Below are 14055 nucleotides of genomic sequence, written 5' to 3' on the forward strand. Positions count from 1 at the left end.
CTCGGGTACTCGCTCAGCCTCCGACCATGGCGAGCCCGCCGTCTACGGGAATCAGCTGGCCGGTGATGAAGCGGGCGCCAGCGCTGGCCAGAAATACCAACACCGGTCCCAGGTCGTCCGTGGGATCGCCGAGCTTGCCGCCCAGGGGGATGGACAGTTTCATCTGCTGATCGATGAACGGTGCGACGTCGGGTCCGAGAAAGTCGCGCAGCCGGTCGGCGCCAGCCGTCTGCACCGCCGGCGCAAGCGCATTCACGGTGACCCGTTCGGCGCCCCAGGCCTTCGCCGCCGAACGGGTCCAAGCCTGCACGGCGCCTTTGGTGGCGGCGTAGACCGCCGCGACCGGGCTGCCCATCACGGCCTCGGCGGATCCGAAATTGATGATCTGGCCGCCGTTTCCACGCATCACCCGGTGAGCCGCCTGATTGGTCAGCACCGTCGCTTTGACGTTGGTCGCCAGTAGGAAGTCGATTTCGTCGCTGGTGATCGAACCGGGCACCCCGGGTTGCCACAGACCCGCGGCGTTGACCAACACGTCCAGGCCGCCGAGCTGGGCCACCGCGCGGTCGACGGTGGTGTCGACTGATTCGGTGTCGCGCACGTCGCACTGCAGCCACAGCACGTCGGGTGGGTCGTCAGCGGGAGCGGTGCGGTGATAGGTAGCGGCCAGTCGGGCGCCCGCGGCGTGCAGGACCCGTGTGGCCGCGGCCCCGATCCCGGTGGCGGCGCCGGTCACCAGGATTCGCCGGCCTTCCAGTGCGGGTTGCGGTGCGGTCATGGCCGCGGAGTCTATCGGCCGGCCGACACCGAAGTCGGGTAACCGACGTGGGAACCTCAGAAGGCGTCTGGATTTTGCTGAACCTCAACGGGTACCGGATGGCAATACAGGCGTGATGCGTTCTCCCAAGTGAATTTGCGGATCAGCTCAGGCGGCAGCATTCCGATCTGCTCGTGCACGGTCTGCTGGGTGTGCGGCCACGTCGAGTCGCAATGCGGGTAGTCGGCTTCCAGCATGATGTTGTCGGCGCCGATCCGCTCGTGCTGCGCAAACGAGGACTTGTCTTCCACCGCACAGAACCAGAAGTTGCGGGTGAACACCTCGGCCGGAGTCAGGTTCTCCCCCAACGCCGCCCACGTGCCGTACATCTCGTGGTAGCTGAGCATGTGGTCGAGTCGATCTAAGAGTCCAGCGACCCAACCGATTCCGCCTTCGGATAGACAGATCTTCAGGTCTGGGAATCGGCTCGGCAATCCGGAGTAGAGCCAATCGACCGCGGCCGAGATGGCGTAGGCGAAGAACAGCACGCCCTGCACATCCGGTGGCGCGTCGTCGGTGGTTGACGGCGACGAGCCCGATGATCCGATGTGCAGGTTCACCACCGTCCCGGTCTCCGCGCACGCGGCCATCATCGGGTCCCAGTGACCGGAGTGGATGCTGGGCAACCCCAGCATCGAGGGATTCTCGCTGAAGGTGACGGCGTGGAAGCCGCGCTCGGCGTTCTCACGGATCATCTGTGCGCCGAGTTCAGGATCCAACAGCCAGGGCAACTGGCACGGAATGATCCGGCCAGGGTGCGACCCGGCCCACACGTCGTGATGCCAGTCGTTCCAGGCCCGCACCGAAGCCAACGCCAGGTCGCAATCGGTGGTGAGCTGTTGCAGTCGCTGGCCGGCGAACCCCGGCAGGAACGACGGAAAGTTCAGCGACGCGTAGACACCGTTGAGGTCCATGTCCTTGACGCGTTCGTCGATATCCCATGCACCCCTGCGCATTTCGTCGAATCGGACCGGCTCGAAACCGTATTCCGACACCGGCCGTCCGACAACCGCATTGAATCCGACATTCGGTAGTACCTGTCCGTCGTAGACCCACGTCTGCCCGCCGTCGGCGGTATCCACCACTTTCGGCGCGGAATCGGCGAACCGGCGCGGCAGACGGCCGGTGAACGTGTCCGGGGGCTCGACGATGTGGTCGTCCACCGAAATCAACGTGTAACGGCGTGCCGCCCTGGGCGGATCGGGCAGAAACGTGACCGAGCGGTCGTCACCGGTCTTGGCGGTGGTGAAGCTGAGGTTGGCAGCCAGGTCATCGATTGATTTCATCGCATTTCGCTCAATTCAGTACGGCGGGATCGGCTTTGATGGTCAGGCGGGCCGCGCCTGCCCAATACACGTCGGCGGCCCGTTCGATCAGCGATCGCTGCATCCCCGCCATGTCCGACCAGTTCATCTTCGTGGGTTCGTGGCCGGTGAGCATCACGTCGTAGGCCAGCTTGCACGCCCGCTCGATGGACGCGGCGCGGTAGACGGCCTGGGCGAGATTGCGGCCGGTGGCGATCACCCCGTGATTGGCCAAGATCGTGAGGTTCGCGCCGCCGATGCGAGCCGCGAGATCGGCTGCGCGCGTGGCACTGTCGATCTCACCATCGTATGCATCGACTAGGCACAGGTCGTCCAGGAAGAGGGAGCCGGTCTGGTGAACCAGTTCCGGAAGTCGACCCAGCGCGGCGAGCACACAGACGTAGTACGGGTGATTGTGAATGACCACGCGTGCGTCATCGCGCACACGATGTAGTTCGGTATGGATGTGGATCGCGGGCGTGACGTCCCATCGGCCGTCGACGACTCGCGCATCGGTATCGACGACGCAGATGTCCGAGGCGGTGATCTCCTGCCACCACAGCCCCCACGGGTTGACGAGCATGTCGGTTTGCCCGTCCGGTTGCCAGGTGATGTGGCCGGCCAGATTCTCGGCGAATCCGATACCGGCCAGGTGACGAAAGGCGACCGCGAGTGCCTGCTGGTTGGACAACTCGACGCCGATCGGTGGGACCACCGACGGCGCCCACACCTCCAGTCCGCCTCGACGGGGGTTAGGTGCGTTCATGTTCGGACTCCATCCTGGCCTGAATATCTTCGCGGAGTCGGCCTTTGGCGATCTTGCCGCCCGATGACCGGGGTAGTTCGTCGACCACAATGAGGCGCTCTGGCAGCAGTTCCTTGGATACGCCTGCGCCCAGGAGGAACTCGACCAGAGTCGGCAAGTCGATCGACTGGGTGTCGGCGAGTTCGGTGTAGAGACAGACCTTTTCGCCAAAGACCGGATCCGGCATCGGCACCGCCGCCGCTACGGCGATCGCGGGGTGCGCGGTCGCGGCGTCCTCGACTTGAGCCGCGCTGATGTTCTTGCCGCCGCGAAGGATGAAGTCCGACGTGCGACCGGTGACGCTCAAGTAGCCGTCGGGGTCGATTGCGCAGATGTCGCCCATTCGCATCCAGCCGTCGCGGGTGAACAGCTTGTCGTGATCGGTGCCGCCGAGATAGCCCAGGCTGGTGGCCGGCCCGCGACAGGCTGGCTGGCCGTGACCCTGCTCTGTGACGTCGTGGTCGCCGTCAAAAAGCCGGACCGACATCTCGGGAACGATCCGGCCAGCCGTACGCAGTCGACGAGGCTGCGAATCGTCCAGCGTGGTGGCACTCAGGAGACCGGTTTCGTTCGAGCCGTAAAACTGCAGAATCGTTGCGCCAGTGAGCTTCTCGAATTCCTCCGCGGGTTGATAGGGCAACGCTTCCCCGCCGGTGAACACGACCCGCAGCGAAGTGAGGTCGAACTCCCGCGAGGCAGCGTCGGCGATCATCATCGTCAACTGTGTACTGACACAACACAACACAGTGGCCCGGTGCTCGGCAATCGCCTCACATGTCGCGCGCGCGCTGAACCGATCCAGGACGATCGTGGTGGCGCCCAGGTAGATCGGTGTGGTGTGACGGGTCCAAATCCCGAACCCGAACGGCATCGGGATCACGGGCAGGAAAATATCCTCGGCGCTCAGGTGCCCGTTGGCAACCGCCTTCTGATGGAAGTAGAACCAGCGATTCTGGGTGTGTACCACGCACTTGGGTAGTCCGGTGGTCCCGGATGTCGAGTTGATCAGGAACACGTCGTCGGGCCCGAGGGGTTGGTCCGAGGCCAGCACACCCGGGGCCGCCTCGAGATCAAATCGCAGCCCCGCGCCGCCCTGCGTCAGGGTCACCACCGGAATCGCGGACCCGGCGGCCCGGGCTGCGTCATCGCTGCGTCGCCCATCGCTGACCAGCATTTTCGGCTGTGACGTGCGCAGGATCGCGGCGACCTCGCGGGTGCCGGCCCGCGCGCCGATACCGACCACCGCGGCCCCGCAGCGCTCGAGGGCGACGAACAGGGCATGGATGGCGGCGGAGTCGCCATGCCACACCGCGACTCGGTCACCGCGGGTCACGCCAGCCCCGACCAGCTGTTCAGCTAAAGCTGTTGCGGTTCGGTCGAATTCGTCCCATGTCAGGGCTAGGCCGGGCCGGTCGACGTAAGCGGCCCGGGCCGGGTGCTGCTCGGCGTTGCGGCTTACCGCGTCGGACAATGTTGTCTCCGACCACCAGCCCGCCTCGCGGTAGCGGATTGATTCCTCGTCGGTGAAGGCCGGCGAGCCCACCGTATCCAGGCCGCCAGTGCTCATAACCCGATGATATGGCGCGCGTTCTGGCCTGCCATCGCATTCGTCGACAACCGTGACACCGGCCCGGCGATCGATCCGGACACACCAGTCGGCTCGCGAGACGGCGCCCGAGCCCAGCCGGGCCATCGGTCGAGGGAGATCGCGCTCAGCTGGGCTGGCGCAGCGGCAGACCGGCAGTCTGGTAGATCGCGTCGATGACCGTCATGGTCTCGATCGCATCCTCCGGTGTCGTTTTCACCGGTTCACCGCGACGGACGGCGGCTGCGAACGCGTCGAGTTGGTATGCGTAGGACGGCCGACGGGAGAAGCGCTCGACGCGCCTGCCCTCCGCTGTGCGGACGGCGAGCCGGTGGAAAGCATGCGGAAGCACGGGGTTGAGCAGCCGCAACTCGCCGCGGTCGCCGATCACTCGAGCCCTGATCTCGAGCAGGCGCGCCGACCACATCGAGCAGCGGATCTGGCCGGTGTGGCCCTCGGGGAATTGCAATTCGGCTGTCATAGCCCGGTCGATCTGTGGATCACGAAGCTTGGCGTGCGCCGAAACCACGTCTGGCGTCGATCCGCCAAATGTTCGGGCCATGTGCACGGCGTAACAGCCGGCATCCATCAGCGCTCCGCCCGCGAGACCGTAGTTGTACCGGATGTCGGAGAACTTGGGCAACGGAAAGCACAACGCGGCCTCGACCCGCTTCAGCTTCCCTAGCACCCCCGAGGCGATGATCTGTTCAGTGCGTAGTGCGAGCGGATGGTATCGGTAGTGAAATGCCTCCATCACGACCCGATCGGACCGCGCCGCCACTGCGGCGATTTCGCGGGCCTCGGCGGCGTTCGCGGTGAATGGCTTCTCGCACAGCACGTGCTTGCCGGCGTCAATCGCGGCCCGAGTCCACTTGCCGTGCAAGCCGTTCGGTAGCGGGTTGTAGATCGCGTCCAGGTCAGGATCGGCGATCAGCGCTTCGTAGCTCTCGTGCACGCGCTCAATGCCGTTTTTGGCGGCAAACGCCCGGGCGCGTGAGGCATCCCGCGCGGCCACCGCAGCCACCACCACGTCGGGGTTGTCTTTCGCGGGCCTTATGAGTGCCAACGGCGCGATCCGCGCCGCCCCAAGCACACCGAGACGCAACGTTGTTCCGGGTTCAGACACGGACCGAAGCTAACACCTCGCCACGCCGGCAGTCACGAAACATAGGAATACTCCGTTTCTTTCGTCGAGTTCGGCCTCCGCCGCCACGTCGCACTGAGCTGAATTTTTCTCAGCAAGTCCATCTGATTTGTTAATGCCGTGCGCAGGGACGGCGCTTACCTTCGCTCTATGACTGCGGTCGGTGACCTGGTGCGGTTTCCGCCGATTCGCAATGCGCGGCCGCCGCTGCGTTGCCCCCGTGGCCATCTGATGAGAGCCGAACGGATCGTGAATAAGTCCGCGATGTGTTCGTGCGGCCGACACCAAACCTGGCGATGTCATTGTGGCGCAATGACATACGAGCCGCCACCAGGTGCAGACTGCGATCTGCCGGTGCGGGTCGACGTCGCCGAGGCGAGTCGGTTTCGGCGGACTTGAGCAATGTGCGCCGCGTTGAAGCTCGAAGTCGCGACTGACGTGTGCGACAGGAAGCTTGGGGCGTAAACGAGATGTCAAAGTCCTGTAAATACGCGTCGACAACCCTCGCCGACCGGACGCTGGACTACGTACATTTTTCATATTGGATTGTCGGGCTTTTCGCCCGTCCTGCCCGAGGGAGATGGTCATGATCCCGGTTCAGACCCGGCTCGAAGACGAACTGCGCAACTGCGCGGTAGAGCTACGGCAGCTCGCGTACACCCTGCACAACGGCATCGGCGAACACGATCTGCTCCGTCTGTCGGAACGGATGCGTGCGACAGCCGACGAGGTCGTCCGCCGCGGGGCTTAGTGACCTGTTGCGCCAGGCGTTTTCGAACGGCGCTTTTCTCAGGCCGAATGCTTGGGGCAGTACTCGGCGGTGGCCAAGATCATGAACTTGTGCGCGCCGTTGTCGGTGAATCCGTTGCGTGATTCCAGATTCTTCTCGACCACGCTTTTAGGTTGATCGTTGTCGAGCAGTTCGCACACGACCTTAGCGGCCGCGACCGCCTTTTTCGGGTCCTGATAGGTAACCCCGGCGTCGGTGAGTTGCTTGGCGAAGTCCTCGTCGTTGTTGGGCGCCGGGTTGGGCGCCGGGTCGTCTGCGTAGGCCGGCGCAGCCATGATGATCATGGTGGGGATGCAGAGCAGCATCAGCAGTCGTTTCATGACGCCAGAGTCTTCCAAATTTGCGTACGAGATGCAGTACGCCTCCGCATATCTGGGCTGGTGGCCGATGCAATTTCAACGAGCGTTAACGGCTTCGTCGCTCGCGCGATGCTTTCAGGACCCCTGGGACTCGTCATCGCGCTCGGCGTCGGCCACCGTCAAAGGCAACGCGAGGTCCTCGAGAGGGCGTTGTTCGGCGGCGATGCCCAGCCAGAGCTCCACCAACCCGGCCACCGCCATGACGGCCGCGCCAATCAGGAAGGACCACATCACCTCGCCGCGCTGACCGGACTCGATCAGTTGGCCGAACAGCAGAGGCCCGCTGATACCACCGATGCCGGTACCGACGGCATAGAAGAACGCGATGGCCAGCGCCCTGGTTTCCATCGGGAAAATTTCGCTGACGGTCAGATAGGCAGCGCTCGCGCCCGCCGACGCGAGGAAGAACGTGGCCGCAAGCACCGCGATGAAAGCCCAGACTCCCCCGGTCTGGGTGACGAACAGGATCGCCAGGACAACCGCCACCGCCGCGGAGCCGATGTAGGACATGGTGATCATCGGCTTGCGACCGATGGTGTCGAAGAGCCGACCCAGCACCAGCGGCCCGAAGAAGTTGCTCAGCGCCCACAGCACGTAGAACTGCGGCACCTTCGCCGGGTCCACTCCGTAGAAACCGCTCAGCAACGTGCCGAGATTGAATGTCACGCCGTTGTAGAGGAATGCCTGCCCGACGAACAATGCCAGCCCGAGGACGGCTCGTCGCGGGTAGAGCTTGAAGGCGACCTTGGCGATCTCGACAAACGAAATCGTCTCGCGTTGCCGGACTTTCAGCGGCTCGCCCTCGGGCGCCGGAAGTGGCCGTCCCGTGTGGCGCTCGACGTCGGCTTCGATCTCGCCGACGACCTGCTCGGCTTCTGTGTTATGTCCATGGATGAACAGCCAGCGCGGGCTTTCCGGAACATTGCGGCGGACGAGAAGCACGAAGATTCCGAAGATCGCACCGATCCCGAACGCAAGACGCCATCCGATATTGGCGGGGAAGTTCGAGGTGTCCAGCAGGAGTAGCGCGCCGCCCGCCCCGGCCGCCGATCCCAGCCAGTACGTCCCGTTGATCACCAAGTCCACGCGGCCGCGCACCCGTGCGGGAATCAACTCGTCGATCGCCGAATTGATCGCGGCGTACTCGCCGCCGATGCCGGCGCCGGTAAAGAATCGGGTGACGAAGAAGTACCACGGCGCGAAGGCGAATGCCGTCGCAACGGTCGCGGCCAGGTAGACCGCGAGGGTCAGGATGAACAGGTTGCGTCGTCCGAATCGGTCGGTCAGGTGGCCAAAGAACAACGCGCCCAAGCACGCTCCGGCGATGTAGAACGCCGCGGCAGTGCCGATGTCGGCGGGCGTGAGCGCGATCCCGCTGCCGTGCTCGGTGAGTCGAGACGACACGTTGCCGACCATCGTGACCTCGAGGCCGTCCAGAATCCACACCCCGCCGAGTCCGACGACGACGCGCCAGTGAAACCGCGACCACGGCAGCCGATCCAGACGTGCGGGAACGCGGGTCGTGATGGTCCCGGTTTGGGCGCTATGGCTCATGTTTCTCCGTTCTCGTCAGATCCCGGGACGCTCACGTGATCGACCCGGGCGGCTCGGCGGCGTCAGCGGCGCCCGGTAGATCGCACTGCATCCATGCGACGTCGTGCCAGCGTCCGAGTTTCCATTCAACGCGCCGGTACAAACCTGCATCCTGGAATCCCATGGACCGGTGGAACGCGTTGCTGGCCTCGTTGGGCTGCGTGATTCCGGCAAACGCTCGCCGGTAGCCCCGCTCCCCCAGCCGGTTCAGAAGTTGCGTGTAGAGCGTTCGGCCGCCTCCGCGACGTTGGTGGCCGCTGTCGATGTAGAGGCCGGTCTGCGTCGACCACCGGTAGGAGGGAAGGCTCCATAGTGCATGCCCATTGGCGAATCCGATTGTCTGGCCGTCTCTTTCAAGCATCAGCCAGGCGTGAGTTTCGTTGACCGTGACGATCCGATTTGCCATCTCCTCGACGGTGGGAACTTCGAGTTCCCAACTCACTGCGCTGTTCTCGACGTAGGGGCGGTAGATCTTCAAGCACACGGCAGCATCCTGCGGCCTGGCTTCGCGCACACGGGTGCCGATGGCTTGCATGGGAGTCAGTCTTGCAGTCTCGGCGGATGGGCCGGGTCCCGCTCGCGGTGTTAGGTTCGAACGGCAGAAAAAAGGGAGTGGGATGTGAGCACGTTAGGTGTGAGTACGTATTTCTGGGGTCTGCTCGCGTTGATCGCACTGGCGGTGACGTTGTTACTGCTGACGATCGCAACCATCTACGTACGGCGGTTGGAGAGCGAACCGAAGCTGCCGTTCAGCGAGGAAATCGGGGCAGCGCCGCGAGTCATCAAGAAACTGCGCAAACGCGAATCCATGACGCCCGAGGAGTTCGAGTACGCCCAGCGCATCGTCGCCATCCGCGGCAACCCGATGGCGTTCGCCATCCCCTTCACGCTGTTCGCGCTGTCGATCTTCTACGTGCTGGGGTGTCTCGAGTACCTGCAGGGAGCCACCCCGTCCGAGCGGACGTTCATCGGCGTGATCCCCATGTTTACCTCGACGAACCTGGCCATTCAGCTGCTGCGCGCGAAGCGGCTCAAGGGCCGGCTGAAAACCGCGCAAGTCCTGGCCTGAGGCCCGAACGTCTGCGCTGCCGAGCGTATGGGGTGGTGATAACGTTCCGCACGTAGTAGTCGTTCGCGTTCTGTACTGGTAACGTCATGGCGGCCGCATATCAATCTGATTGATACACCAACTGACGATGCGTTTCGAAAGGCTGATCAGGTGAGCCCACGCCCAAACGCGCGAAGTGTGCTGTCGCGCATCTGGATGCCGCTGGTCGCCGTCGTCGCCGTGAGCGTCGGCATGCTGTGCATGTACAAGGTGCACCAGTTCTCCGAACCGGAGCCCGTCATCACGGTCAACGGTCCGCAGGCACCGGAGCAATTCAACGTCAAACGGCTTACCTATCAGGTGTATGGCCCGGTCGGGAGAACCGGCAAGATTGTCTACGTCGACATCGAAGGACATCCGCATCCGGTTGATGTCACATTCACGACTCAGCCCTGGACTCACGACGAAACCACAACGCTGACAGTGGCTTCCGGCAGCATTTCAGTGCACGTGCACGGCGGTCCACTCCGTTGCCGCATGCTGGTGAATGGTGTGCCGCCGCCGCCGGCGTCCGGTGTGCCGGAGGCTTCGGACAATCACCCGGACGCCGACGTCCAGTGCAGGGTGAAGTCCGCATGAGCGAGCATCGCCTCGATCAACCCCGCGTCAAACGGCCGTTCCTCCCCCGCATGGTCCGCAGATTCGCGATACCGATCATCTTCTTCTGGGGCTTTAGCGCGGTCACCATGACTGCCTTCACGCCCAAGGTAGAGGACGTCGCCGAGGAACTCGCCGGACCGATGGTCCCGCATTACGCGCCGTCGCAGCGCGCGCTGCTGCATATCGGCGAAAAGTTTCACGAGTCCAATTCGACGAACTTGAGCATGGTCGTACTCGAGGCGCAGAACCGAACACTGGGCGACCAGGACCACGCCTACTACGACAAGTTGATGAAGCGCCTCGCGCACGACTCCAAGCACGTGCAGTACGTGATGGACCTGTGGGGTAAGTCGTTTACCGCCGCCGGGGCGCAGAGCGTCGACGGTAAGTGCACTTACGTGCTGCTAAGGCTGTCCGGCGACATCGGGACTATCGAAGCCAACGATTCCGTCAACGCCGTCCGCGACATCGTCAACCACGGCGACAAGGACAACAACACCCCCCCTCCTGGACTCAAGGTTTTCGTGAGCGGCGCTGCGCCACTTGCATCGGACACACTGAGCATTGCCAACGCCAGCCTGAACAACGTCACGATCGTGACCATCCTCCTCATCCTGGTCATGCTGATCATCGTCTATCGCTCTCCCCCGACGGTGCTACCGGTGTTGCTCGGCGTCCTCATCGAAATGCTTTTCGCCAAGGGGCTCGTCTCATTCCTGGGACATCACGGATGGCTCGAGTTGTCTTCGTTCGCGGTGAACATCGTCATCGCGCTGACCCTGGGAGCGGGGACGGACTACGGCATCTTCCTGATGGGCCGCTACCACGAAGAACGGAACAAGGGTTACAGCCGCGAAGACGCCTTCTATATCGCCTACAAGGGTGTCTTGCCCATCGTCGTCGGTTCGGGTCTGACGATCGCCGGCGCCTGCTTCTGCTTGACCTTCGCGCGCCTCAACTACTTCCACACGATGGGCCCCGCCGTAGCGGTCACGATGCTGTTTACGATCGCCGCGGCAATGACGCTGGGCCCGGCGGTGTTGACCGTCGGCAGCCTGTTCGGGATGTTCGAACCGCGCCAGGCGGTCAAGGCGCACGTGTATCGGCGAATCGGTGCCAGCGTGGTCCGCTGGCCGGTGCCGATCCTGGTTGCCAGCTCAGCGATCGTGATGCTCGGTGCGATCTTCGTCCCGAGCTATCGGCAGAACTACGACGATCGCCAGTATCAGCCGCACGCTGCGCCCGCCAACTTGGGATTTCAGGCCGCCGATCGACATTTCCCGAAGAGCAAGCTGTTCTCCGAGATGCTGATGATCGAGACCGACCACGACATGCGGAATTCGGCGGATTTCATCTCGCTGGACCGGGTTGCGCGCGCGCTGATTCGACTCAACGGTGTGGCGATGGTGCAAGGCATGACAAGGCCTTTGGGTCGCGCGCTGGAGCACGCGTCGATCCCCTATCTGTTCACCACTCAGGGCAGTGGCAACGGCGCGCAGCTGCCGTTCAACATCGAACAGAACAACAACACCGACGCGCAGGCCAAGATTCAAGACGACTCGGTCGCGGTGCTACGGAAGGAGATCACCTTCTTCCAGAAGGTCTCCGACGAGCTGCACAAAACCGTACTCACCGTCGAGGACCTTGAAGCGATCAGCAACGAGATGAACGACAACATCTCGAATCTGGATGACTTCTTCCGCCCGATCAAGAGTTATTTCTTTTGGGAGAAGCACTGTTTCGACATTCCCATCTGCTGGACATTCAGATCGGTGTTCGCCACGGTCGACGACATCGACCATCTGGCCGAGGACATCAAATACGCCAGGATCTCATTGGCCGAGGTCGACAAGACCTTCCCGAAAATCATCGAGCAGTTGAAAGCCACCGCCGATGACACCGAAGCCCTGAAGGCAAAATTGGTCAACAGTTACGGGTCGGCGGATCTGCAGTCGCTGTCGACCCAGCAGACGTTCGACGACTCGATCAACGTCGGCAACGACTGGGACCAGTCACGCAGTGACGACTTCTTCTACATTCCGCACGAGGGCTTCGACAACGAAGACGTCAAAACCGGCATGAAGTTGATGATGTCGCCGGATGGCAAGGCGGCCCGCTTCATCGTCACCCATGAAGGTGACGCGATGGGACCCGAGGGTGTCGAGCACGTCGAAATGTTCCCTGATGCGATCAAGACGATTTTGAAAGAGACCTCGCTGGCCGGTGCCCGGGTCTATATCGGCGGATCCGGCTCCAATGACAAAGACATCAAGCAATACGCGACGTCCGACCTACTGATCGCCGCGATCGCCGCCTTCGTACTGATCTTTTTGATCATGATGTTCATCACGCGAAGTCTGGTGGCGGCCTTCGTCATTCCGGCCACTGTGGCGTTCTCCTACGCGGGTGCGTTCGGGCTGTCGATCCTGCTGTGGCAGCACTTGATTGGGCTGCCCCTGCACTGGTTGATCCTGCCGTTGACGTTCATCATCTTGGTGGCGGTGGGCTCGGACTACAACCTGTTGCTGATCAACAGGGTCAAGGAGGAGCTGCACGGCGGACTGCACACCGGACTGATCCGGGCTCTGGGCAGCACCGGAGGTGTGGTGACCTCTGCGGGTCTGGTTTTCGCGTTCACCATGCTGGCCATGTTGACCAGCGATCTGCGAACGATCGGTCAGATGGGCTCGACGGTGTGCATCGGCTTGCTCCTCGACACGCTGATCGTGCGGTCGTTCGTCGTACCGTCGATACTCGCCATCTTGGGACCGTGGTTCTGGTGGCCCACACTCGTACGCCGCCGGCCGTCGGACCCACTGCCCGCGCGAACCTAGACGTCATCTGCTTGTAAGAATTCCTCGGCAGAATTGGAAACATGCCGACGCCATCAAGCCGGGTGCTCCAAATGCGGGCAGTCGATCTCACCAACCGGTTACCGGGATATCAACTCCGCGAGTACGGCGAGGGCGACGATGCGTGGAAGCGGGTCAAGACTCGCGTGGTGTCCGAGTTGGCCCCGTATGAAGGCGGATTCCTGCCGGAACTGTGCACGGTGAAATTCACCGACGGGACCGAGCGGTATTTCAATCCGAACGACCGGGTGGAAATAAGGCCGTAATGGTCAGTCGGGAATTTTGACCGCGTATAGCTGGTGAGTCCCCTGCAGGCCCTTGAGTTCGGTCTCGCGAGGCGCGCCTAGTTCGATACCAGCGATGCCGTCGACCGCCTCGCGCACGGCATCGCTGACCAGGATTTCGCCGCCACCGGCCTGGCCCGCGATCCTGGCGGCCATCGCGACACTGCGCCCGAACAAGTCGTCGCCGCGTCTGACCGAGGGGCCGATATGGATGCCGATGCGCACGCGGATCCCGTTCCACTGGTCGGCATTCCTGAGCAGCGCGCGCTGCACGGCGATCCCGCACCGCACCGCCTGTTCGGGGTCGGCGAACGCGATCATGAAACCGTCGCCCTGAGTCTTGATCACGTGTCCGCCATACTCGGCGACGAGTTTCTCGATGAGCCGGTTGTGACGCTCCAGGAGTTTCACCCAGTCCCGATCGCCCAGCCCTTCGTTAAGCGCCGTCGAGTCCTCGATGTCGGAGAAGACGATCACGACGTCTCCATCCGCGGTCAGGCGGGCCAGGTCGGGGCGTTCCACCTGCGCCCAGCCGGCCAGGTCTTCGATTGAGTTACGGACTGTGGCGCCAATGCCTTTGGTAATCAGGGAGTCGGCTGTTCGCCATGCGGTCCTGATCGCGAATGGGGCCAGCCCAGGCCGCCGTCGTCGCCTGTCGGTACGAACCTGGCGGCTGCGCTCCAACTCGGTTCGTGTTTGCTTGAGCTGACGCTGCGAGACAGCGAGCAGCACCCCGAGAGCGATGAGCCCGCCGAGCTCGACCACAGCGATCGCGCTCGTCAACACGACCGTGTTCACGCGTCGATTATGACCG

Annotated in this window: 14 protein-coding genes; 5 read left to right on the forward strand and 9 right to left on the reverse strand. The window is 63.1% G+C overall.

What is annotated here, in order from left to right; genetic code table 11:
• Positions 1-13 precede the first annotated feature (13 nt).
• The 5 genes from A5658_RS14595 to A5658_RS14615 form a co-directional block, all read right to left on the reverse strand.
• On the reverse strand, positions 14-778 hold the full coding sequence (locus A5658_RS14595; RefSeq protein ID WP_067336141.1) for an SDR family NAD(P)-dependent oxidoreductase: 765 nt from the start codon (positions 776-778) through the stop codon (positions 14-16).
• Between the two features lie 56 nt (positions 779-834).
• Complete coding sequence (locus A5658_RS14600; RefSeq protein ID WP_067336142.1) at positions 835-2103, reverse strand: amidohydrolase family protein; 1269 nt, start codon at positions 2101-2103, stop codon at positions 835-837.
• 10 nt (positions 2104-2113) lie between these two features.
• A complete protein-coding gene (locus tag A5658_RS14605; RefSeq protein WP_067336143.1) occupies positions 2114-2887 on the reverse strand; it encodes a class II aldolase/adducin family protein in 774 nt (257 codons plus the stop codon).
• Positions 2874-4493 (reverse strand): class I adenylate-forming enzyme family protein, encoded by a 1620-nt coding sequence (locus tag A5658_RS14610; RefSeq protein ID WP_067336263.1) that lies wholly within the window; start codon positions 4491-4493, stop codon positions 2874-2876. The genes A5658_RS14605 and A5658_RS14610 overlap by 14 nt, the downstream gene beginning before the upstream one ends.
• A 145-nt stretch (positions 4494-4638) precedes the next feature.
• Entirely contained in the window at positions 4639-5637 is a 999-nt protein-coding gene (locus A5658_RS14615; protein ID WP_067336144.1) for a Gfo/Idh/MocA family protein, read from the reverse strand.
• Between the two features lie 604 nt (positions 5638-6241).
• On the opposite strand from A5658_RS14615, the gene A5658_RS28460 reads away from it, so the two are divergent.
• The gene (locus tag A5658_RS28460) at positions 6242-6406 is read left to right on the forward strand and encodes a hypothetical protein (RefSeq protein ID WP_197503129.1); all 165 of its coding nucleotides are present in this window, start codon (positions 6242-6244) and stop codon (positions 6404-6406) included.
• A 38-nt stretch (positions 6407-6444) separates the two neighbouring features.
• Here A5658_RS28460 and A5658_RS14620 read toward each other — a convergent pair whose 3' ends face one another.
• From A5658_RS14620 to A5658_RS14630, 3 genes are all read right to left on the reverse strand, one after another.
• The gene (locus A5658_RS14620) at positions 6445-6765 is read right to left on the reverse strand and encodes a DUF732 domain-containing protein (protein WP_067336146.1); all 321 of its coding nucleotides are present in this window, start codon (positions 6763-6765) and stop codon (positions 6445-6447) included.
• A 114-nt stretch (positions 6766-6879) separates the two neighbouring features.
• Entirely contained in the window at positions 6880-8358 is a 1479-nt protein-coding gene (locus A5658_RS14625) for an MFS transporter (RefSeq protein WP_067336149.1), read from the reverse strand.
• Positions 8359-8389: 31 nt separating this feature from the next.
• Positions 8390-8932 (reverse strand): GNAT family N-acetyltransferase, encoded by a 543-nt coding sequence (locus tag A5658_RS14630; RefSeq protein ID WP_067336151.1) that lies wholly within the window; start codon positions 8930-8932, stop codon positions 8390-8392.
• An 84-nt stretch (positions 8933-9016) separates the two neighbouring features.
• Between A5658_RS14630 and A5658_RS14635 the strand changes: the two genes are divergently transcribed.
• The 4 genes from A5658_RS14635 to A5658_RS14650 all read left to right on the forward strand — a co-directional run bounded on the left by A5658_RS14635 (position 9017) and on the right by A5658_RS14650 (position 13223).
• On the forward strand, positions 9017-9466 hold the full coding sequence (locus tag A5658_RS14635; protein WP_231997330.1) for a hypothetical protein: 450 nt from the start codon (positions 9017-9019) through the stop codon (positions 9464-9466).
• A 195-nt stretch (positions 9467-9661) separates the two neighbouring features.
• Positions 9662-10084, forward strand: coding sequence for an MmpS family transport accessory protein (locus tag A5658_RS14640; protein ID WP_067336268.1), 423 nt, complete (start codon positions 9662-9664; stop codon positions 10082-10084).
• Positions 10081-12939, forward strand: a complete 2859-nt coding sequence (locus A5658_RS14645; RefSeq protein ID WP_067336153.1) for an RND family transporter — start codon at positions 10081-10083, stop codon at positions 12937-12939. The genes A5658_RS14640 and A5658_RS14645 overlap by 4 nt, the downstream gene beginning before the upstream one ends.
• A gap of 41 nt (positions 12940-12980) precedes the next feature.
• A complete protein-coding gene (locus tag A5658_RS14650; protein ID WP_156751471.1) occupies positions 12981-13223 on the forward strand; it encodes a hypothetical protein in 243 nt (80 codons plus the stop codon).
• 3 nt (positions 13224-13226) lie between these two features.
• On the opposite strand, the gene A5658_RS14655 is transcribed toward A5658_RS14650, so the two are convergent.
• The gene (locus tag A5658_RS14655) at positions 13227-14039 is read right to left on the reverse strand and encodes an adenylate/guanylate cyclase domain-containing protein (RefSeq protein ID WP_067336158.1); all 813 of its coding nucleotides are present in this window, start codon (positions 14037-14039) and stop codon (positions 13227-13229) included.
• Positions 14040-14055 lie beyond the last annotated feature (16 nt).

Origin of the sequence: Mycobacterium sp. 1245111.1 (assembly GCF_001673405.1) — a bacterium.
Classification (GTDB): domain Bacteria; phylum Actinomycetota; class Actinomycetes; order Mycobacteriales; family Mycobacteriaceae; genus Mycobacterium.